The sequence below is a fragment of the Cytophagaceae bacterium genome (assembly GCA_016722655.1).
In the GTDB taxonomy this organism is placed as follows: Bacteria; Bacteroidota; Bacteroidia; order Cytophagales; family Spirosomataceae; genus Leadbetterella.
The window spans coordinates 3,317,238-3,336,798 of the sequence record JADKIR010000004.1 but is presented as its reverse complement, the minus strand read 5'-3'; the positions used below and the strand labels follow the sequence as shown (position 1 = coordinate 3,336,798).

23 protein-coding genes are annotated in these 19,561 nt (G+C 36.5%); 5 read left to right on the top strand and 18 right to left on the bottom strand.

Annotation, left to right across the window (positions count from 1 at the left end; translation table 11 throughout):
• Positions 1–13: 13 nt before the first annotated feature.
• From rpsC to rplC, 7 genes are read right to left on the bottom strand one after another with little or no spacing between them, the layout of a single operon-like run.
• Positions 14–811: a 30S ribosomal protein S3 gene (gene rpsC / locus IPP61_15070; GenBank protein ID MBL0326480.1), complete on the bottom strand. Its 798-nt coding sequence runs from the start codon at positions 809–811 to the stop codon at positions 14–16.
• Positions 812–852: 41 nt separating this feature from the next.
• On the bottom strand, positions 853–1,203 hold the full coding sequence (rplV, locus tag IPP61_15065) for a 50S ribosomal protein L22 (protein MBL0326479.1): 351 nt from the start codon (positions 1,201–1,203) through the stop codon (positions 853–855).
• Between the two features lie 39 nt (positions 1,204–1,242).
• The gene (rpsS, locus tag IPP61_15060) at positions 1,243–1,521 is read right to left on the bottom strand and encodes a 30S ribosomal protein S19 (protein ID MBL0326478.1); all 279 of its coding nucleotides are present in this window, start codon (positions 1,519–1,521) and stop codon (positions 1,243–1,245) included.
• 10 nt (positions 1,522–1,531) lie between these two features.
• Positions 1,532–2,356, bottom strand: coding sequence for a 50S ribosomal protein L2 (gene rplB / locus IPP61_15055; protein MBL0326477.1), 825 nt, complete (start codon positions 2,354–2,356; stop codon positions 1,532–1,534).
• Positions 2,357–2,405: 49 nt separating this feature from the next.
• A complete protein-coding gene (rplW, locus tag IPP61_15050) occupies positions 2,406–2,693 on the bottom strand; it encodes a 50S ribosomal protein L23 (GenBank protein ID MBL0326476.1) in 288 nt (95 codons plus the stop codon).
• A gap of 12 nt (positions 2,694–2,705) precedes the next feature.
• On the bottom strand, positions 2,706–3,335 hold the full coding sequence (gene rplD / locus IPP61_15045) for a 50S ribosomal protein L4 (GenBank protein MBL0326475.1): 630 nt from the start codon (positions 3,333–3,335) through the stop codon (positions 2,706–2,708).
• A 49-nt stretch (positions 3,336–3,384) separates the two neighbouring features.
• On the bottom strand, positions 3,385–4,002 hold the full coding sequence (gene rplC, locus IPP61_15040) for a 50S ribosomal protein L3 (GenBank protein ID MBL0326474.1): 618 nt from the start codon (positions 4,000–4,002) through the stop codon (positions 3,385–3,387).
• Between the two features lie 613 nt (positions 4,003–4,615).
• On the opposite strand from rplC, the gene IPP61_15035 reads away from it, so the two are divergent.
• From IPP61_15035 to IPP61_15020, 4 genes are all read left to right on the top strand, one after another.
• Positions 4,616–5,659: an agmatine deiminase family protein gene (locus IPP61_15035; GenBank protein ID MBL0326473.1), complete on the top strand. Its 1,044-nt coding sequence runs from the start codon at positions 4,616–4,618 to the stop codon at positions 5,657–5,659.
• Positions 5,660–5,752: 93 nt separating this feature from the next.
• Positions 5,753–8,074 (top strand): peptidylprolyl isomerase, encoded by a 2,322-nt coding sequence (locus IPP61_15030; protein ID MBL0326472.1) that lies wholly within the window; start codon positions 5,753–5,755, stop codon positions 8,072–8,074.
• A 4-nt stretch (positions 8,075–8,078) separates the two neighbouring features.
• Positions 8,079–9,395: a peptidylprolyl isomerase gene (locus IPP61_15025; GenBank protein MBL0326471.1), complete on the top strand. Its 1,317-nt coding sequence runs from the start codon at positions 8,079–8,081 to the stop codon at positions 9,393–9,395.
• An 11-nt stretch (positions 9,396–9,406) separates the two neighbouring features.
• Positions 9,407–10,378 carry a MoxR family ATPase gene (locus IPP61_15020; GenBank protein ID MBL0326470.1) on the top strand — a complete coding sequence of 324 codons (972 nt, stop codon included), beginning with the start codon at positions 9,407–9,409 and terminating at the stop codon, positions 10,376–10,378.
• A 19-nt stretch (positions 10,379–10,397) separates the two neighbouring features.
• Here IPP61_15020 and IPP61_15015 read toward each other — a convergent pair whose 3' ends face one another.
• From IPP61_15015 to IPP61_14975, 9 genes are all read right to left on the bottom strand, one after another.
• The gene (locus IPP61_15015) at positions 10,398–12,071 is read right to left on the bottom strand and encodes a DNA polymerase/3'-5' exonuclease PolX (protein ID MBL0326469.1); all 1,674 of its coding nucleotides are present in this window, start codon (positions 12,069–12,071) and stop codon (positions 10,398–10,400) included.
• Positions 12,072–12,198: 127 nt separating this feature from the next.
• The gene (gene secG, locus IPP61_15010) at positions 12,199–12,549 is read right to left on the bottom strand and encodes a preprotein translocase subunit SecG (GenBank protein ID MBL0326468.1); all 351 of its coding nucleotides are present in this window, start codon (positions 12,547–12,549) and stop codon (positions 12,199–12,201) included.
• A gap of 120 nt (positions 12,550–12,669) precedes the next feature.
• A complete protein-coding gene (locus IPP61_15005) occupies positions 12,670–13,236 on the bottom strand; it encodes a hypothetical protein (GenBank protein MBL0326467.1) in 567 nt (188 codons plus the stop codon).
• Positions 13,230–13,751, bottom strand: coding sequence for an LptE family protein (locus IPP61_15000; protein MBL0326466.1), 522 nt, complete (start codon positions 13,749–13,751; stop codon positions 13,230–13,232). Before IPP61_15000 ends, IPP61_15005 begins: the two co-directional genes overlap by 7 nt.
• Positions 13,729–15,033: a sigma-54-dependent Fis family transcriptional regulator gene (locus IPP61_14995; GenBank protein MBL0326465.1), complete on the bottom strand. Its 1,305-nt coding sequence runs from the start codon at positions 15,031–15,033 to the stop codon at positions 13,729–13,731. The genes IPP61_15000 and IPP61_14995 overlap by 23 nt, the downstream gene beginning before the upstream one ends.
• Positions 15,030–16,451, bottom strand: a complete 1,422-nt coding sequence (miaB, locus tag IPP61_14990) for a tRNA (N6-isopentenyl adenosine(37)-C2)-methylthiotransferase MiaB (protein MBL0326464.1) — start codon at positions 16,449–16,451, stop codon at positions 15,030–15,032. Before miaB ends, IPP61_14995 begins: the two co-directional genes overlap by 4 nt.
• Positions 16,452–16,613: 162 nt before the next feature.
• Positions 16,614–16,772 carry a hypothetical protein gene (locus tag IPP61_14985; GenBank protein MBL0326463.1) on the bottom strand — a complete coding sequence of 53 codons (159 nt, stop codon included), beginning with the start codon at positions 16,770–16,772 and terminating at the stop codon, positions 16,614–16,616.
• A 60-nt stretch (positions 16,773–16,832) separates the two neighbouring features.
• The gene (locus IPP61_14980) at positions 16,833–17,033 is read right to left on the bottom strand and encodes a hypothetical protein (protein ID MBL0326462.1); all 201 of its coding nucleotides are present in this window, start codon (positions 17,031–17,033) and stop codon (positions 16,833–16,835) included.
• A gap of 1,150 nt (positions 17,034–18,183) precedes the next feature.
• The gene (locus IPP61_14975) at positions 18,184–18,696 is read right to left on the bottom strand and encodes a hypothetical protein (protein MBL0326461.1); all 513 of its coding nucleotides are present in this window, start codon (positions 18,694–18,696) and stop codon (positions 18,184–18,186) included.
• 1 nt (position 18,697) lies between these two features.
• Here IPP61_14975 and IPP61_14970 point away from each other — a divergent pair, with 1 nt between their 5' ends.
• Positions 18,698–18,970 (top strand): hypothetical protein, encoded by a 273-nt coding sequence (locus IPP61_14970; protein MBL0326460.1) that lies wholly within the window; start codon positions 18,698–18,700, stop codon positions 18,968–18,970.
• Here the strand turns inward: IPP61_14970 and IPP61_14965 are convergent.
• Positions 18,961–19,218: a type II toxin-antitoxin system mRNA interferase toxin, RelE/StbE family gene (locus tag IPP61_14965; GenBank protein MBL0326459.1), complete on the bottom strand. Its 258-nt coding sequence runs from the start codon at positions 19,216–19,218 to the stop codon at positions 18,961–18,963. The genes IPP61_14970 and IPP61_14965 overlap by 10 nt on opposite strands.
• A 17-nt stretch (positions 19,219–19,235) precedes the next feature.
• Positions 19,236–19,469: a hypothetical protein gene (locus IPP61_14960; GenBank protein ID MBL0326458.1), complete on the bottom strand. Its 234-nt coding sequence runs from the start codon at positions 19,467–19,469 to the stop codon at positions 19,236–19,238.
• Positions 19,470–19,561: the final 92 nt, after the last annotated feature.

Genomic DNA, 19,561 nt, shown 5'->3' with positions numbered 1-19,561 from the left:
TATTGCCAAAAAATTAATTCCTTCTTTGTCCATTTGGCTTACCGCCGTTTTTTCTTCTTCTACCTTTGTCGCCATCTTCGTCTCTGCGGCCTTTACCACCCTGATGATGTGGAGCACCACCTTGAGAAGATTTTTTGCTGTCTGCTGATTCTGTTGCCAAAGCTGACACAGAAGTTAAGTCTCTTTTACCGAAAACTTCACCTTTAAATATCCAAACTTTGATTCCAATTAAACCATAAACAGTTAAAGCTTCCGATACTGCATAATCAATGTCTGCTCTAAGTGTATGAAGAGGAATTCTACCTTCTTTGTACATTTCAGTACGTGCCATCTCGGCACCGCCTAATCTACCAGAAAGCTTGATTTTAATACCCTGAGCTCCCACTCTGATAGCAGATTGAATTGCTTGCTTCATCGCTCTTCTGTAAGAAATACGAGCTCTTAGTTGCTGAGCGATAGTTTCACCCACTAATTTGGCATCAATTTCAGGTCTTTTTATCTCAAAGATGTTGATTTGAACATCTTTTTGAGTAAGTTTTTTAAGCTCTTCTCTTAATTTATCAACCTCACTACCGGCTTTTCCAATCACAACACCAGGTCTGGCAGTGTGAATAGTCAGGGTAATTCTTTTAAGGGTTCTTTCGATCACTACCCTGGAAACTGATCCCTTTGGAATACGGGCGTTGATATATTTTCTGATTTTGTCATCTTCAACCAGTTTGTCGGCGAAATTTTTTCCACCGTACCAGTTAGATTCCCAACCTCTGATGTATCCTAACCTCAAACCTACAGGATTTACCTTTTGTCCCATTTTGAAATATTGATATTTTATTTACTACTATAAAGTATTTATTAATTATTTTCCTGGCTATCTACCACGATGGTAATGTGCTGAGAGCGTTTTCTCACTCTGTAAGCTCTACCTTGAGGAGCCGGACGTAATCTCTTAAGAGTCCTGCCACCGTCAATCATTACAGTCTTTACATACAAATCAGCCTCTTCAATTTTGGCATCTTCGTTTTTATTCTGCCAGTTTGCTACAGCCGACATCAACACTTTTTTAAGTATTGGGGCGGCCTGTTGAGGTTGATGAGAAAGAACACCCAAGGCGTAATTTACTTTCTTACCTCTTATCAAATCAGCCACAAGCCTTGCTTTACGCGGCGAGGTTGGAAAATCTTTTAATTTTGCTACTGCTTCCATTATTTTAGAATAATTTAAAGAGTTATACCCTTGGGATTATTATCTTTTACCTTTATCTTTTTTATTAACGTGCCCTCTGAAGTTACGGGTAGGTGAAAATTCCCCTAATTTGTGACCAATCATGTTGTCGGTTACATAAACAGGAATAAACTTGTTGCCATTATGAACGGCAAATGTATGCCCAATAAAATCAGGTGTAATCATTGATCTTCTTGACCAGGTTTTGATTACTGATTTTTTACCTGAATCATTCATTGTGTCAACCTTATTTTCAAGTCTGAAATCTACATAAGGTCCTTTTTTAAGCGAACGAGCCATCTATAATCTATTATTTAGTTCTACGAGAAATGATTAATCTATTAGAGTATTTGTTCTTGGTTCTGGTCTTTTTACCTTTTGCAATCAGACCATTTCTTGAACGAGGGTGTCCACCAGAGGAACGACCTTCACCACCACCCATTGGGTGATCCACAGGGTTCATAACAACACCTCTTACCCTTGGACGTACGCCCAACCACCTGTTACGACCGGCTTTTCCTAATCTTTCATTCATATGATCTGGATTAGAAACCGAGCCAACAGTTGCAATACAAGTTCCAAGTACCATTCTCATTTCTCCCGATGGCATCTTAAGAGTAACATATTTTGCATCTTTTGCCAAAACCTGAGCATAAGTACCAGCACTTCTTGAAAGCTGACCACCTTTACCAGGAGTTAACTCGATGTTGTGAATGATAGTACCCAAAGGCATATTTTTCAACAACAATGCGTTACCAACTTCGGGTGCAACTTTTTCTCCTGAAATAACTTTTTGACCGACTCTTAATCCCTGAGGAGCCAAAATGTATCTTTTTTCACCATCTTCGTATTTTACAAGAGCTATTCTTGATGTACGATTAGGATCATATTCGATTGTCATTACTTCTGCAGAAACGTCATATTTATCTCTGTAAAAATCGATGATACGATATCTTCTTTTGTGACCACCACCAATATACCTGGCTGTACGGTGACCTTCGTTGTTTCTACCACCGGTCTTTTTAATAGACGTAGTAAGGCTTTTTTCGGGTTTATTAGTTGTAATATCCGAAAAATCCGGTGCTATTCGATGTCTTGTACCCGCAGTAATAGGGTTTAATTTTCTAACTGCCATTATTTTCTATTTTGCAGCCTAAAAAGGCTATACTTTAAACAATCAAATTTTATAATTCTGCGTAAAAATCAATCATTTCACCTTCTTTAAGGGTTACAATCGCCTTTTTGAAGGTATTGGTTTTACCTGATGACAATTTAGTTTTTGTCATTCTGGATTTCTTTTTACCAATTTGGGTGATGGTGTTTACTTTTTCTACGTTAACTCCATACATTTTCTCAACGGCTTGTGCTATTTGCAACTTATTTGAGTTGATGTCAACTACAAAAGTGTATTTGCCTTTAGAGCCAAGAGCCTGAGATTTTTCAGTTATTTTCGGTCTTTTTAAAACGCTCATTTCTTTAATTGATTAATCTTTAAGAATTGATTCAAGATGAGAAACTGTACTCTCGGCCAGCAAAATCACATCGGTATTGATAAGTTCGTAAGTATTCACAGAATCTTTATCTAAAACTTTGGTTTTAGGAATATTACGACTTGAAAGATAGAGGTTATTTTCTCCTCCGTTTACTACAAACAAAGTTTTCTTTCCTGCAAGATTCAAAGCATTCAAAAAAGAAATGTAAGCTTTTGTTTTTGGTGTATCCAGACCGAAGTCTTCAACAACAATCAGATTGTTTTCGGCCAAACGAGCTGAAAGAACTGATTTACGGGCAAGAACTTTAACTTTTTTGTTTAGTTTGAAGTCATAGTCGCGAGGACGAGGGCCAAATACTCTACCACCACCTACATAAGTTGGGGCTTTAGCTGAACCATGTCTTGCACCACCTGAACCTTTCTGACGAAGAAGTTTTTTAGTTGAGCGAGATACCTCTGCTCTTTCTTTCGATTTGTGAGTACCTTGACGTTGATTGGCAAGATAATGCTTAACATCAAGCCAAACTACATGTTGGTTAGGCTCGATTCCGAAAACCTCATCGCTTAGTTCGACTGATTTTCCGGTTTCTTTGCCTTCTTTGTTTAAAACTTTAATTTTCATTTTACTTAACTTTTTTTTCGATGTCGTTAGTTATCGACCTTATTAATTATTACTTATGCAATGTGATTATTGAATTTTTTGGACCTGGTACTGAACCTGATACAATGATCAAATTTTTATCCGGGAACATTTTCAATACTTTTAGGTTTTGAATAGTAACGTGTGTGTTACCCATTCTCCCACCCATTTTCAATCCTTTAAAAACACGTGCAGGATAAGAACATGCACCTATCGAACCCGGATGCCTTGCCCTGTTGTGCTGACCATGAGTAGTTTGACCTACACCACTAAATCCGTGTCTTTTAACTACACCCTGAAAACCTTTACCTTTTGTGTTACCACTTACATCTACAAACTCACCCTCTTCAAAACCGTCTTCTACACGAATAGTTTCACCAAGGTTGAAAGTTTTTTCGAATTCTTTAAATTCAACTAATTTTCTTTTAGGGGTAGTATTGGCCTTTTTGAAGTGTCCAAGAAGAGCTTTTGTGGTTCTTTTTTCTTTTTTCTCTCCAAATCCCAGTTGAACTGCACGATAACCGTCGTTGTCTTCGGTTCTTACTTGAGTTACAACACAAGGGCCTGCTTCAATAACTGTGCATGGCACCGCCTCGCCATTATTAAAAATGGTCGTCATTCCAATTTTCTTTCCAATAATTCCAGACATAGTCTTTACTTTAATATTATCGCTAAATTTTCCCAAATTTGAATTGGGCTGCAAAAGTACGAAGCTTTCCGCTCAAATCCAAACTTATTATTATTTTACATCTCAGAGGTTGAAACTTATTCAACATGAACAAAGACTCTGAACCCATAGGGTAAGGCGTAAATTTATGAAGGAATACGCCTTGTTGCCTCAATAGTCATTCCAAAAATAATCGCGAACAGGAGACTGCCTAGATAGTGTTTTCACAGTCGAAATCAAAAGGTTTCGTCAGATTGACGACTTCTTCTGATTTTTTGTAAGGAGATCCCTCCAGCGAATCGAGGTGCAAAGATATTAAAAATAAATTATAAAAAAAATGCAACCACCGATTTTTTTTAAAAAAACTAAAAAAAAACAGTTGAAAAATTCAACTGTTTTTAACCTATCATTTATTCAACCACTCTTAAAAAACGAATCGTTTATAAGAGATTCTTGCGATTTTGAAGGAGAAAATATAGTTTTTCCCCAAATACTGCCGCAAAAGTAATTGATTTTTAATTACGATAAACAAAAAAAAAGAAATTATTTTTGCACCCTTCAATAAGAAAATTCTTTTTGTTTATATTGTTAATGTATGTTTCCTAAAGAAAAAAACTTTTATTTCCCTGCCGAATGGCACCCTCATATTGCAACCTGGTTGACATATCCGGTTAATATTGATACCTGGGAAGACCGCTTGCCGAAAGTGTTACCTTATTATTTTGAATTTATCAAAACTTTGGCAAAGGGCGAAAAAGTCAGGATAAATCTGGATAAATCCAGATATATGGAAGGATTTATCTCTAACCTCGAGAAATTTAAAGTTCCTGAAGAAAATATTGAGATTTATGACCACCCCAGTAACGATTCCTGGTGCCGGGATCATGGCCCTGGATTTTTAATTAACCGTCAAAATACTGACCGTTTGATTATTGATTGGGAATATAATGCATGGGGAGGAAAGTATCCTCCTTTTAATGATGATAATGCAATACCAAAAAAAATATCAAAAGCCATAAATGTTGACTATGTGAGCCCGGGAATTGTTATGGAAGGTGGCTCAGTAGAATTTAATGATGCCGGTACTATTCTTACCAGCAAGTCTTGTTTACTTAATAAAAACCGAAATCCTCACCTCAATCAATCTCAAATCGAAGAATACCTCATTAATTATTATGGTGCTGATCAAATATTATGGATAGAAGATGGAATTGTGGGTGACGACACCGATGGTCACATCGATGATACGGTCAGGTTTGTGAACACAAACACGGTAATCACCATGGTGGAGCCTAAAACCGGTGACGATAACCATCATTTATTGAAGGAAAATCTTGAATTGTTAAAGAAAATGAGATTGCAGAATGGAGAAAAATTAAATATTGTAGAAATTGAAATGCCAGAACCAGTGTATGATACGGGATTAAGACTTCCGGCATCTTATGCCAATTTCTACATCAGCAATCAGAATGTAATAGTGCCTACCTTTAGATCTAAAAATGACGATAAGGCTTTAAAAATTATTGAGAGCTGTTTTCCTGACAGAAAAATTACGGGAATTGATTCCACTGAAATAATCTGGGGTCTTGGCAGTTTTCATTGTTTATCTCAACAAGAACCGAAATCAAACTTTATTTGAATTAATTGAAATAATAATTTCGAAATTCAGTTAATTTTAAAATTGAAAAAGCCAGTTGTTTGATTTTCCGGCTTTCTAAAAAGAATTAAAAACATGTCGCAAAAGCGTTTTCAAATATATATTTTCTTACTACTTACTACTTTGTATTCTTGCCAGAAAATCATAAAAACGGCACCAGTACAGGTCCCTCAAGTAGTAGAATTACAAAAAGAACCTCCTATAATAATTGTAAATCAAAATGAAATCTCGAAAAATGATCTGATAGAGGACATTATAAATAACGCTGAATTTGACTCTTTAAGTAATGATGAAATTATTAATGAGATAATAAAAAGGAAATTGTTGATATTAGAAGGTCAATCCCGGGGCATGGATACAATGGGGATATTTAAAGAAGAGGTTGAGACTTATAATAAAGTAACTCTGGAAAAATATCTGATTGACAAAAAAGCTCTGGAAAAATTACGAAATGAGATTTATGAAAATTATAAAATAGAAATCAATGCATCTCATATTTTTGTTCCGCTTTCAGCCTACGCCTCACCTGAGGACACTTTGAAAATATACCAGGAGCTAATGGATCTTCGTGATTTTGCAAAAAAGAAAGACAATTTCCCGAGTCTGGCAAAAGAATGGTCCAAAGATCAAAAAAATAATAATAAAGGTGGGGCATTGGGGTGGTTTTCAACACTTCATTTGATTTATCCACTTGAAAAAATTGCACATTCTACGCCAAAAGATTCAATTTCCTTGCCTGTTAGGACCAGAATGGGGTATCATTTGCTTAAAGTAAATGATAAAAGACCCAATAGCGGCTATGTAAAAGTTCAGCATATATTCAAACACTTAAAATCAGATGTGAGTAAAGAGAGTTATGACAGAACTTATACTTTTTTAGATTCCCTTAAATATGTAGCTGAGAAAGTAGGTAATTTTAATGAACTGGTTCATAATTATTCTGACGATTACAATTCAAAAGAAAACAATGGCATATTGCCGGTTTTCGGGATTGGTACCCGGGAAGAATCTACATTCGAAGAAGCAGCCTTCTCTTTGCAGATAGGCCAAATTTCAAAGCCTTTCAGATCTGTAAGTGGTTTGCATATTTTGAAACTAATCGAAAAATACCCACCAGATGATAAAAATACTTATTTAAAAAGAGTTGAGAGTAAACTTACGACAGATTCAAGAGGTGAATATTTGCTTGATGAAAGAATAAAAAAAATAAAAAAGAACTTTAAATTTTCGGTAAATGAAGAATTACTGGAACAAGTGCAAAATTATTTTGACGACAGAATTTTGAAAAGGACATGGAAAAGTCCCAATACCGATCTCAATGGTTTCGTGCTATTTTTTATAGAAGACAACAGATATATGGTGAGTGATTTTCTAAAATATGTAGAAGAACACCAGGAATATGAAAAATGGAATCCTGAAGAAACTCCCTATACAATTTCAAAAATGCTTTTTGAAAAATATACCACTAAACTATTATTGAATTATGAGGAAAGTGTTGAAATTAATAATAATCCGGAATTGCAACGAGTTTTTAAGTTAGAAAAAGAAAACCTGATGATTTCAAAAATCATGAACGAAAGAGTAATTCAAAAATCGATTAGCGACACAACCGGTCAAAAATCCTTTTTCAAAAACAATCCAAATTTATTCCCTCCCAAAGAAACAGGTGAAATGATATCAGTAAGTTTCGATTCTGAAGAAACACAAAAGAAGTTTTACGAATTAAAACAGAAGAGTAAACCTTACCAATTGCACAGGGGAATAAAACCGATGTATTTTAATAAAAATGAATTTGAGCTAAACAATGAAACCAAAAGAAAACTTATTGGTTTAATAAATATAATGAGGAAAAACCCCGGTTATATTGTTGAAATCGGCGGACATTCTGATGCAAATGAAGAAGATAGGATTGCTGAATTAAGAATAAAAAACACTGTAAATTATCTGGTTTCCAACGGCTTACCACTAACCAGGATTCTGGAAGTAAATTTTAATAGTTCAAAACCTGCTGAGCGTTTTGACTGGCAGAAAAACCAGAGAGTTTCGTTTCAGTTTTTTAGCAATTACGAATCCGACCTTGCAAAAGTTTTTATAGAAAAAAATCCTAATTCGATTTTATATCTCAAATATCAGGTTACTAAAGCTGAGTTTGAGAAAAAAATGGGACTAAAATGGGGCAATCAATCCGGAAGTATTAAAAACAATGGCAGAGTGGAGGAATTTACCTTAAAGGTGAAAGCAACCGGGGCAAATTTTAAAGATTACAGATACGATGTAATAGAAAAATATCAAATTTATCTTGAAAATGACCTATTAAAGACCTTAAGTCGTAAATTTGAGCTCAATTTTGACAAAAAAGAATTTTCTAAACTTTTAGAAGAAATAAAAAAACAATAATTATATGCGGAAACTGATATTCCTATTGATGCTATTGCCAATACTGGCTTACTCTCAAACCAAGCACAACGTAGATAAAATAATAGCAAAAATAGATAACTATTATATTTTAAAATCTGAAGTAGAAACTCTTAGTGCAAGGGCTGCCCAGGAAGGTCAGAAACTCGAAAAATGTCAGGCATTTGAAAGCCTGGTAGTTCAAAAACTTCTGGTGGCCAAGGCTGAAATTGATTCAGTTATCGTTGAAGAAGACCAGATCAACAGCCAACTCGATGCCAGGATGTCAGAAATGGTGAGATTGTATGGAAGTGAAAAGAATATTGTCCAACAATTTAGTAAATCAATAGAAACACTAAAATCGGAACTCAAAAATCAGGTAAAAGAACAATTGACTGCCGATAAAATGAGAAACACAATCACAGAAAAAGTGAATGTGACACCTTTGGAAGTAAAGCAGTTTTTTAACAAAATACCCTCAGACAGTTTACCTATAATTCCGACAGAAGTATCTTTACAACAATTAGTAATTTTTGCAAAAGTAACTAAAGGTCAAAAAGAAGATTTGGTGCTTAGACTCAATGATTATAAAAGAAGAATTGAGAATGGTGAAGACTTTGCGACACTTGCTAAAGAATACTCCGAAGATCAGGGTTCTAAAGTTCAGGGGGGAGATTTGGGTTGGGCAAAAAGAGGCCAGATGGTTCCTGAATTTGAAGCTGCAGCCATGAGCCTGGATTCCAACAAGTTATCAAATATCGTAGAATCGGATTTTGGTTTTCACCTGATTCAGACTTTAGAAAAAAGAGGTCAGGAATATCATGCAAGACATATACTACTCAGACCTGATTATAGCAGACTTGACTTGACAGAACCTAAGAAATTTCTCGACAGTCTGAAAAACCAGATAGAAATTGATAGTTTAAAATTTGACAAGGCTGTAAAATTGTATTCTGAAGACAAAATGACTTCAGAAGCAGGTGGTGTGTTATTAAGTGACGAAACTGGGAGTAATATGCTTCCGCTTGATGTTTCGATGGAGCCAAACCTTTATTTTACTGTAGATCCAATGAAAGTTGGTACAATAAGTGCACCATTGAATTACAGGAGCCAGGATGGGAAAACAGGTGTACGTTTAATCAAGATTAAAACCCGCAAAGAAGCCCATAAAGCCAATCTTAAAGATGACTATGAGAAACTTAAGTCATTTACTTTGAATATGAAACAAAACGAAATCATTGAAAAGTGGTTCAAAGACGCCCTTGCTGAAGTTTTCATTAGTATTGACCCTGAATACCAGAATTGTAGAATTTTTGAACAATAAAAAATAAACCCGTGTATTTAAAAAAATATAATACTGAAGTTGAAGCTGCTGATGCACTGAAAAAAACATATGTTGACCTTACAGCTGAAATTGGAAAAGTAATTGTTGGCCAGGAAGAAACTGTGAAGCTTTTGTTAACTGCAATTTTCTGTCAGGGTCACTGCCTGCTTGTGGGTGTTCCCGGACTGGCAAAAACATTATTGGTACAAACCATTGCATCTGCTTTGGATCTTGATTTCAACAGGATCCAGTTTACTCCGGACTTAATGCCATCTGATATAACCGGTGCAGAGACACTTGATAATAACCGCAATTTTAAGTTTGTAAAAGGGCCGGTTTTCGCCAATATTATCCTTGCCGATGAAATTAACCGTACGCCTCCCAAAACCCAATCAGCTTTGTTGGAGTCTATGCAGGAATATTCGGTTACGGTAGCCGGTGAAAAGCACTCCCTATCAAAGCCATTTTTTGTTTTGGCAACACAAAACCCAATCGAACAAGAAGGAACCTATCCCCTACCCGAGGCTCAGCTCGACAGGTTTATGTTTATGGTGAGCCTTGACTATCCGAGTTTTGAGCAAGAAATTAATATTGTAAAAAATACCACTTCTGATAAAAAAGTGGAGGTTAATAAAATACTTGGTGCTGACGAAATTATAGAATTTCAGTCTTTAATCAGAAAGGTACCGGTACCTGACAACGTTATTGAATATGCTGTGAGATTGGTTCATCAGACCCGCCCAGGAATTGATAATGCCTCTGAGGAATCAAAGAAATATCTGGAATGGGGTGCCGGCCCCCGTGCATCTCAAAATCTGGTATTAGCAGCAAAATGTCATGCACTGATAAATGGCAAATATTCTCCTGATATTGAAGACATTAAAGCCGTGGCCTTTCCAGTTTTAAGACACAGGATTGTCCGGAATTTCAAAGCCGAGGCCGAAGGGATTAGCGTAGAGCAAATCATCAGAAATATAATGTAAAGAGTCAGATGACTCTTTTTTATTTCTTAAGAAATACTTTTTTTACGGCTTCTAAAGATTGGGCGTTGAGCGTTTGAGAGGCTAACAGGCCTGCTTTTCTGGCTACAGCAACACCGTATTTCATATCATAGATGCCATTCATTTCATGTGCATCGGGATTAATACTTATCCATACTCCCTTTTCGAGACAAAGGTTGATCCATTTCCAGTCGATATCCAGTCGATATGGACTCGCATTTAGCTCCATTACCACTTTATTTGCGGCACAGGCATCAATGATTTTAGGATAATCGAGTGGATAGCCCTTTCGTGAAAGAAGCAATCGACCGGAGAGATGACCTAAAATTGAGGTGTAGGGATTTTCAATAGCTCTGATTAATCTTTGTGTTGCTTTCTCTTTATCCATATTGAGTACCGAATGAACTGATGCCACGATATAATCAAAGGTTTTAAGAATATCAGTTTCGTAGTCAAGGTCACCATTTGTCAAAATATCTGATTCTATTCCTTTTAATATCTCAAAACCTTCATAATTAGCATTTAACTGATCAATTTCCAATTGTTGCTTAATTACCGTTTCAGGCCATAATCCGGACGCATACTGTGCGGTTTGACTGTGGTCCGCAATACCAAAATATTCTAATCCCAGGTCTTTACAAAAGTCGGCCATTTGTTGCAAAGTGTGATTACCATCCGAATATTTACTGTGATTATGGACAGTTCCTTTTAATTTGTCCCAGCTTATCAGGTCTTCAATATCATTGTTTTTTGACCATTCTATTTCATTTATCCCTTCACGCATTTCAGGAATAATAAAATTGCACCCGAAAGCTTTATAAGCCTCCTCTTCTGACTGGAATGTTTGATTGGAAATATTTTTTAGTAGGGAATCGCCACTGTCATTAATCAATTTTAGATGATTCTCACTTGAATTTTTAATGATTTTCTTTGAAACCCAATCTTTTGTGGACGATTTTTCTATTTCAATATTAATTTTAAATTCACCATAAAAACCCCTCCAAACGTTTGGTGAAGAAGCCTGCAAATCTTGTTTAAATATTTCTGATGTTAGTTTTATCCCTCCAAAACCATCTTTTTTTACCAGAAAACTTAAAATATCAACTTCCTGACATTTTCTTACTACCTGGCCGGCTTCTTCGGCTTCCGGGTATTCTTGCCTGATATTTTCAATGATGAGTTTACTTAATTCTTCGGCAGTATTCATTCTGAGTTTCCCTTCCTGCTCCTGCAAAAACTGCAAGGATTCCAGAATAGCCGCCTGAGTCTTTTCTCCGAATCCTTTTATTCCGGCAATTTTCCCATTTTCACAGGCAATTTTCAAATCGTTGAGATTGTCAATCCCTATTTCTTTCCAGAGTAATTTTATTTTTTTAACGCCAATACCTTTAACTTTAAACATTTCAAATACGCCTTCCGGTGTAACAGAAATCAGATCCTGGAGTTCTTTGAGAGTGCCGGTTTTCACAATTTCAAGAATATTAGCCGACATCAATTTGCCAATTCCCCGAATTTTCTGCAATTCTTCCACATTGAGTTCTGAAAGGTTTTCTTCAAGCCTTTCAAGAGAAAAAATCATCCCCAGATATGTTTTGGAACGCATTTCATCCTGATCGTGTAAATCTAAAAGCTTGCCGGTCAATTCTATAATTTCGGCTATTTCTGAATTACTCATTTATATTTAGAGATATTTTATGCAAAATAAAAAAATCAATTGAATCAAGACTGAAAATATTAAAACAAAAAAAAGATACCTCTTTCGGGGTATCTTTTAATGGTAAATACTTTTGACTGCTAAGGTCTTATTTAGCAGGAGTTGGTGTAGTGGCAGGTGCAGTAATAGGGGCTGTAGTAGGTGCCGGCAATGATGGTGCCGTAGTAGAACGCTCTACATTTACATCACTTTCAGTAGCTTGAGCAGAACTGTTAAGTCTGGCCAAAATACCTGTACCTAAAGCAGCCACAAGTAAAAATGCGAAAAAGCCCCAGGTTAGTTTCTCAAGAATGTCGCCGGTTTTTTGCACGCCAAACATTTGAGAAGTGCCACCGCCAAACTCTGATGACAAGCCACCACCTTTAGGGTTTTGAATTAATATTACCACGATTAAAAGAATTGCGGCAATGATCATTAAAATCAATATTGTAGTAATCATATTTTTAAAATTTCTTTGTTTTTCTTAAAAGAACCGCAAAGATATGAATTTTTTGTCTTTAATAGAAAAGAATGAAGAATATTTCCTTTACAATTTCATAATAAAACTTAAGCAAAAAAATCAAAATTTATTTTCAGGTCTGTTTTCCAAAAACTTTAAAATCAATTCTCTGGCTTCTGTATCTGCCAGTCTATTTTTTTCAGTTTCGGCCGGAAAGTCCTGTATATTATTAGGATTTAAATCTTTAGATTCTAAATTCGTAGCAGTATTTTCTTTTTCCAAATCGACTTCAACAGCCTCTTTATCAATTACTTTCTCACTTTTTTGACTGAAGAAATTAGTCTTTTTGTAAAATTCATTTCTTTTTTCCTCGAATTTTTGAATAAAACTCAAAGCCAGAGCATTAAAGTCAGTAATCCTTTTTTTTTTACCACTTTGTGCAATAAATTCTTCAATATTTTTTCCTGAATAATGATAAAAAACTTCCTGATATTCAGCTGATATTTCGTCAGATATTTGCCACAGGCTACTTTTAAATATATCGGGTTGATATTGATTCAAAAGCATATGAGGAACCGGAGAATTGGGAATTGCTTCGCAACAGGCAATAAGTTCATTGATGTCTTTCAGGTTTTTAAAAGACTTGTTTTTTAACAATTTACTTACTATTTCGCCATGATTTACCATGTAGCTGCGGTAGAATTGAAGATATTTAAAACCAATTGGTCCAGAATTTTAGGAATGAGATTGGGCTCAACCTGAGTCAAAGACTGATCCTGAGGAAAATCCTGATAAAATGAAAAATCTTTATCAAAACTTTGATCTTCTTCGAGTTTGTTGGTAAACTTAACCTGAACCGTAATCGTAAGCCTATTCATTGCTGCTTTGTCACCAGCAGTGGCTGAAATAGGAGTTAATTCATAAGCGATGATAGCTCCCTCCAATTGTAAGTCGCCATCGGCGGTTCTGAACTTTAAGTCGGTGTTTCTTTGGTAATATTCCTTAAGTTTTTCATTGAAGTTAAGTGTAAGATTTGGAGGGCCGCCGGCAGTTGCCATCGTAAAGTTTTGGATAGAAAATGTCTTGAGGTCTTTGTTAAATTCAACGCTTGTGAATTTGTAAATACCGCATCCATAAACCAATACACTCAATGAAATGAGCAAAATGCCTTTCAAAAACTTAATCTTCATCCTCAATATCATATTGCTTTATTTTCCTGTACAGTGTTCTTTCCGAAATACCTAGACTCTGTGCGGCATATTTTCTTTTAAAATTACTTTTTCTGAGGGCTTTCACTATCATTTCCTTCTCATTTTTTTCAAGTGAAAGTGATTCTTCTTCTGTTTCATGGGTAATATCCTCCACATTTTCCCTGTTTTTCTGATAGTCATCGATATGAATCAGATTTTCGCTCAGAGGTTTCGCATAAACAGGATAAACCGGTTCGTTTTCTATAGTTACAGGCCTTGAATAATTAACATTGGGTTCGATTACCTCCTTAAATAGTTCATTATTTGATATTTCCGGGGACATTTCTACTCCAGACGACATCATAGAATATACCAATTTTTTGAGCTCAGTTATGTCTTTTTTCATATCAAAAAGCACTTTATAGAGTAGCTCCCTCTCGGTGTAATTGTTGAGCCCGCCTAAATCATTATTTGTAAGTAGTGCAGGAAGCCCCGAAGACTGACTTTTGGGTAAGTATTTCTCAAGCATTGCCGCATTAATGATCCGGTCTTTTTCTAGAATTGTGATCTGCTCGGCTATGTTTTTAAGTTGTCTGATGTTACCCGGAAACCTGAATGCCCTTAATAATTCTTTGGCTTCTTCGGTAAGTTCAACAGGTTGAATGTGATTTTTTTCGGCAAAATCAGATGTGAATTTTATAAACAAAAGCTCTATATCGAAGCCTCTTTCTCTCAGAGGTGGCACCATTATAGGAACCGTGTTGAGCCGATAATAAAGATCTTCTCTGAATTCACCTTTCTCGATGGCCGTCTGAAGATTGACATTAGTGGCAGCAACTACTCTTACGTTTGTTTTTTTTACTTTGGAGGATCCAACAGGTATGTATTCACCGTTCTCAAGAATTCTAAGGAGCCTGGCTTGCGTTCCAAGTGGCATTTCGGCGATTTCATCCAAAAAAATCGTACCGCCGTTGGTAGTTTCAAAATATCCTTTCCGGTCTTCGATAGCTCCTGTAAATGAACCCTTTATGTGTCCGAAAAGCTCAGAGTCAATTGTTCCTTCCGGAATTGCACCACAGTTTATAGCGATAAATGGACCCAATTTTCGTCCACTTAATCCATGTATTATTTTGGAAAAAGATTCTTTTCCGCTACCACTTTCACCGTTTATCAGAACTGTAAGGTCGGTGGGTGCTACTCTGATTGCCACACCGAGTGCATAATTGAGCGAAGGAGCGTTTCCAATTACTCCAAATCTGTTTTTTACTGTTTGTATTTCTGTGGTATTAATCATTCTACAATTTCACCTTTCAGCGTAGCAGCGGTGCAGCTGTTTACAAGTACGTTGACGTATTGACCTTTTTTATAATGTTTTTTTGGAAAAACAATCATCTTATTCTGGTCGTTTCTTCCTGCAAGTTCTTCTTTAGATCTTTTTGAAAAACCTTCAATTAATACTTTATGAACTTTGCCTATTGCCAGTTGATTTCTAAAAAGAGAATGAGTCTGTTGTTTTTCAATAATTTCATTAAGGCGTCGTTTTTTGATTTCTTCCGGCACATCATCAACTAATTTTTTTGCAGCAGGAGTACCGGGTCTTTCCGAATAGAAAAACATATACCCGTAATCAAATTTTACATATTCCATCAGGCTGAGGGTATCCTGATGATCTTCTTCAGTTTCTGTACAAAAACCTGTAATAATGTCATGAGAAATCCCGCAATCCTCTCCTAAAATCTCACGGATACGATCAATTTTATTAAGATACCATTCACGGTCATAGGTACGGTTCATTAAATCAAGTATGCGACTGCTGCCACTCTGGGCGGGAAGATGAATGTAATTACAAACATTTTCGTTGGCTTTAATGGCATACAATACTTCGTCGGTGATATCCTTGGGATGCGAAGTAGAAAAACGCACTCTCAGCTCCGGATTAATTTTGGCCACTTCGGTTAATAGTTGGGCGAAATTATATTTTTCCGTTTTGGCTTCATTTTCCCATTTGTAAGAGTCTACATTTTGACCCAAAAGTGTAACCTCCTTATATCCTTTTTGAAATAAATCTTTTGCCTCATTGATAATTGAATGTGGGTCACGACTACGTTCACGGCCTCTTGTATATGGAACCACACAAAAACTGCACATATTATCACAGCCCCGCATGATAGAAATAAAAGCAGAAACACCATTAGAATCCAGTCTGATAGGTGCGATATCAGCATAAGTTTCCTCACGCGAAAGAAAAACATTTACTGCTTTATGACCTTCTTCTACTTCTTCAAGTAAGTTGGGCAGGTCACGATAAGCGTCAGGTCCTACGACCATATCAACCATTTTTTCTTCTTCCAAAAACTTGGTTTTTAACCTTTCGGCCATGCAGCCCAAAACCCCGATTTTAAGATTTGGTTTTTGTTTTTTATTGGCATTGAGGGCACTAAGTCTGTTTCTAACTTTCTGTTCAGCGTTATCTCTGATGGCACAGGTATTAATTAAAACCAAATCGGCTTCTTTTACATCGGAAGTTGTAGAATATCCGTTATTTCTAAGAATTGAAGCAACCACCTCGCTATCAGCAAAGTTCATTTGGCAGCCATAACTTTCGATATATAGTTTTTTAGTGCCGGTTACAAATTCATTGTTTGAGATTTTGGCCTCATCTAAAGTAGCTTTTTCCTCCACACTGAGGCTTTTATCATTTTCCACAATCATTCTGATCTCAGATTTTTTCTGCAAAATTAACACAAAACTGACATTATGGCAGAAAAAAGAGATTAAAATTAGTTAAACTCGGATATGTACTAATGAAAATACGTTTAATAAAGATATTTTATATTGATTTGTTGTAATCCATAAATTTAATAAATACCGCTCCTACACAACAGCTCGCATCAGCTCCACCATTAGTACCGGGGCAAGTTCGGTGACTACCATCTCAGTTGATGGGTCAGGCTTCACTCCAACAGGTGTAATATGATGAGCCGCATATACCAGGATTAGATCATGGATAGGTGTATTCACACAAGGTAGCATCACAATACCATTGGCGTGTCTGATCTGGTCCAGTCAGATTATTGTCATTATTCTTGGTACCTATGTTACAGCTGAAGCTGGCGATGTTACATGCTCCGTTTGGGTCACGGCAGGTATCGTTGGAGGGTGCTCAGGCAGACTCAAGGAAACACTTGGTCGTACCAGCAGGATAACCAGGGTTGGTGTTGGATGAGTTATAATCAGGGGAGAGTGTGGGACAGTTACCATTACCTGTTCGGTTACCATCGCTACCACAGACATACTGGTCTTGTGAAGGTGGATCCACACAGTCGTTACCGCTGGGGATCTTGGGAGAGATACAGGTAGCGGTACAGGTTCATGCTCACTGACAGCTACTCACGAGTGTATAGGGTGTATCAGCTGTAGGTGCTGGAGTACCCGCACAGGCAGAAGCTCAGGCGATGGGATTTGTACAGTTAAAACACGCCGCATTGGTATATTGACAAGTAGGACTTGCTCATCCTCCATTTGAACCTGCACAATACCACGATGAGGTAGTGCCACAAGCAGTCTTCTGATCAAGCCAATTGAGCGTTCCTGCACTACAACCTCAGTTAGTTGCACCACAAGAGCCGTTGACAATATTTGTGGTACAAGATGCCAAATTGTTTCACCCAAAACTACATTGCCACGAATTTGAAGTTTTATTGATAGCCGTACCAGCAGAACAACCATATAATTGCGTTAAATCACATACTGGTTGACGACACAATGCATCGTACAATGGTCATCCTATAGATTCATTATATCCCCATTGAGCAGCTCATGAACCCAAGGGTGCACACCCAACAGTTGTTCCATCACTTTTGTATAAATTACGCCAAGCCTGAGCATTGGGACCACAGGTAAATGGTTCATTATATCTAAAATATCTGCATTCTCAAGCTGAAAAAGCTTCAAACAACTGAAAAGAATGTTGAGCGTACCAATTCGTTTCATCTTGTTCAATTCTACAAGTAGAAATACAAACTGTAGGTGGCGTCACATTCATTGGTCTAAAATCATGCCTTCGATAGGTCTCATTTTGATTTAACACATTGAAGGTATAACCGAAATCACACTCCTCACCTACATTTGGCTGTACCGTACCATCTCAGCAACATCAGCCTCCAGGATATGAATCTCAATTACTACAAAGTTGAGTAGAGGCCGCCAAAACCACACCCACACAGCCTACCCACAGCATACATACACCCAACGCTACTTTATACATGGCTACGCATAAAACTAAAAAATCAACCACCACTATAGGCGATTGACCTCATATTGCAATACCATCAGCCCTTTTTGAGTATTTTTGAGGCTGACATTATCCATATTTCTAGTTTACTTTTTGTGTTGGATTTACTCCGAAGTTAAAGTCTGAAAACCAGTACTTCCACCAGCTATTTCAATGAACAACTAATTCTTCACCAGCATTAAGTGTAAGATTTTTGCATGGTACTATTTGGACTATATTTTTTATTTCATCAATTGTAAATTCATCAGTCAAAACATCTAACCATGGGTTTTTTGTTGAAGGATTATTGTCGTCCTTATCAGCTATAAAATCTGTTGCAGTTATTACACTTTCACCCCCAGACGATTTCTTAACTAATGACAATGAAATATAATAGAGAGGCTGTCCCGGATTCAACTCTTTAGCCTTAGCTAGTACATCCGCCACTGATTTTTTTTGGATGATGGGTGTAGCTTTATAGACCATGCCTTTGGCACTTACTAGCTCCAGATTTATTTTAGCAAAGTTCTTAAAGATATAAGGATCTACTCCACCTTCTAGAATTGAGTATTTGAGTGTACCATCTGGGTGAGGTGCTAGTTTGTCAGCAAATGCTTGTTCTTCAGCAGTAAGAGTGATTTCCTCTGGATTAGGGTCTTTATCCTTATCACCACAACTCGTCATAGTGGCAACTAGCCCCGTACCTCCCAAAGTAATCGTGGTGGTGGTAGCACTTGGTGTGAGAGCCGTCATGAGAGCGAGTGTACCCATGCGTACTTTGTTACCCCAGCTACTCGTATCAGTACTCTGCCCTTCTGCAGGCATTGTTACTGTGTCTGAGGTGATGACCTCACCCCCCCGCCCCTCTCCCGAAGAGAGGGGAGCTATTGCGTTTGTGTTGTTTTCTTTTGTCATGATGTTGGTTGTATTAGTTGGTAAAATATTTGGTTATTTATAAACTTCTTTACGATGCTTGATTCTTATTATTGAAATCGTTATGATTTCATCTTCTATTGAATAAATTACACGATAATCTCCAATTCTAATTCTGAATAATTTCTTAAAAATATCACCATGAATTTCAAAATCTGTTAGCTGTTCAACACCATGGGGTCTGGGGTTTTGAGATAAAGCTTTAATTTTTTTATAAATTCTTAATTGAATATTCTGAGGTAGCTTTTCAAATTGTTTTTTTGCAGCACTCAAAAAACTTACCCTGTAATTCATTGATTTATCTCTTCAAAAATAAAACTATTTCCTTCCTTTTTTAGAGAAAATCTGGCCCCATCGTCTTCCTTTAACTCTTTTTTAATAGCCAAAACATCTAAATAATCTTCCATTAATACCTCATAAAACTTTCTAAAATTTTTATTCTTGAGATTAAGGGTAACTGAGGCAGGTTTACCTGCACTATCGTAGGTAATGGTTCTGAGCTTTTTGAGTGTTGCTGATGTCATGTTTTTGATATTGAGCTAAATACAAAGCAATTATAATAAGTTTTTTTTAGATTACAAAGTAGAAATGTTTGATTTTTGAAAACCTGGTGTTA

Excerpts from the sequence above, each read along its gene's own strand:
- rpsC (MBL0326480.1), bottom strand. The coding sequence starts at position 811 with ATGGGACAAAAGGTAAATCCTGTAGGTTTGAGGTTAGGATACATCAGA.
- rplV (MBL0326479.1), bottom strand. The coding sequence starts at position 1,203 with ATGGAAGCAGTAGCAAAATTAAAAGATTTTCCAACCTCGCCGCGTAAA.
- rpsS (MBL0326478.1), bottom strand. The coding sequence starts at position 1,521 with ATGGCTCGTTCGCTTAAAAAAGGACCTTATGTAGATTTCAGACTTGAA.
- rplB (MBL0326477.1), bottom strand. The coding sequence starts at position 2,356 with ATGGCAGTTAGAAAATTAAACCCTATTACTGCGGGTACAAGACATCGA.
- rplW (MBL0326476.1), bottom strand. The coding sequence starts at position 2,693 with ATGAGCGTTTTAAAAAGACCGAAAATAACTGAAAAATCTCAGGCTCTT.
- rplD (MBL0326475.1), bottom strand. The coding sequence starts at position 3,335 with ATGAAAATTAAAGTTTTAAACAAAGAAGGCAAAGAAACCGGAAAATCA.
- rplC (MBL0326474.1), bottom strand. The coding sequence starts at position 4,002 with ATGTCTGGAATTATTGGAAAGAAAATTGGAATGACGACCATTTTTAAT.
- IPP61_15035 (MBL0326473.1), top strand. The coding sequence starts at position 4,616 with ATGTTTCCTAAAGAAAAAAACTTTTATTTCCCTGCCGAATGGCACCCT.
- IPP61_15030 (MBL0326472.1), top strand. The coding sequence starts at position 5,753 with ATGTCGCAAAAGCGTTTTCAAATATATATTTTCTTACTACTTACTACT.
- IPP61_15025 (MBL0326471.1), top strand. The coding sequence starts at position 8,079 with ATGCGGAAACTGATATTCCTATTGATGCTATTGCCAATACTGGCTTAC.
- IPP61_15015 (MBL0326469.1), bottom strand. The coding sequence starts at position 12,071 with ATGAGTAATTCAGAAATAGCCGAAATTATAGAATTGACCGGCAAGCTT.
- secG (MBL0326468.1), bottom strand. The coding sequence starts at position 12,549 with ATGATTACTACAATATTGATTTTAATGATCATTGCCGCAATTCTTTTA.
- IPP61_15005 (MBL0326467.1), bottom strand. The coding sequence starts at position 13,236 with ATGGTAAATCATGGCGAAATAGTAAGTAAATTGTTAAAAAACAAGTCT.
- IPP61_15000 (MBL0326466.1), bottom strand. The coding sequence starts at position 13,751 with ATGATATTGAGGATGAAGATTAAGTTTTTGAAAGGCATTTTGCTCATT.
- IPP61_14995 (MBL0326465.1), bottom strand. The coding sequence starts at position 15,033 with ATGATTAATACCACAGAAATACAAACAGTAAAAAACAGATTTGGAGTA.
- miaB (MBL0326464.1), bottom strand. The coding sequence starts at position 16,451 with ATGATTGTGGAAAATGATAAAAGCCTCAGTGTGGAGGAAAAAGCTACT.
- IPP61_14985 (MBL0326463.1), bottom strand. The coding sequence starts at position 16,772 with ATGCTACCTTGTGTGAATACACCTATCCATGATCTAATCCTGGTATAT.
- IPP61_14980 (MBL0326462.1), bottom strand. The coding sequence starts at position 17,033 with ATGTCTGTGGTAGCGATGGTAACCGAACAGGTAATGGTAACTGTCCCA.
- IPP61_14975 (MBL0326461.1), bottom strand. The coding sequence starts at position 18,696 with ATGACGAGTTGTGGTGATAAGGATAAAGACCCTAATCCAGAGGAAATC.
- IPP61_14960 (MBL0326458.1), bottom strand. The coding sequence starts at position 19,469 with ATGACATCAGCAACACTCAAAAAGCTCAGAACCATTACCTACGATAGT.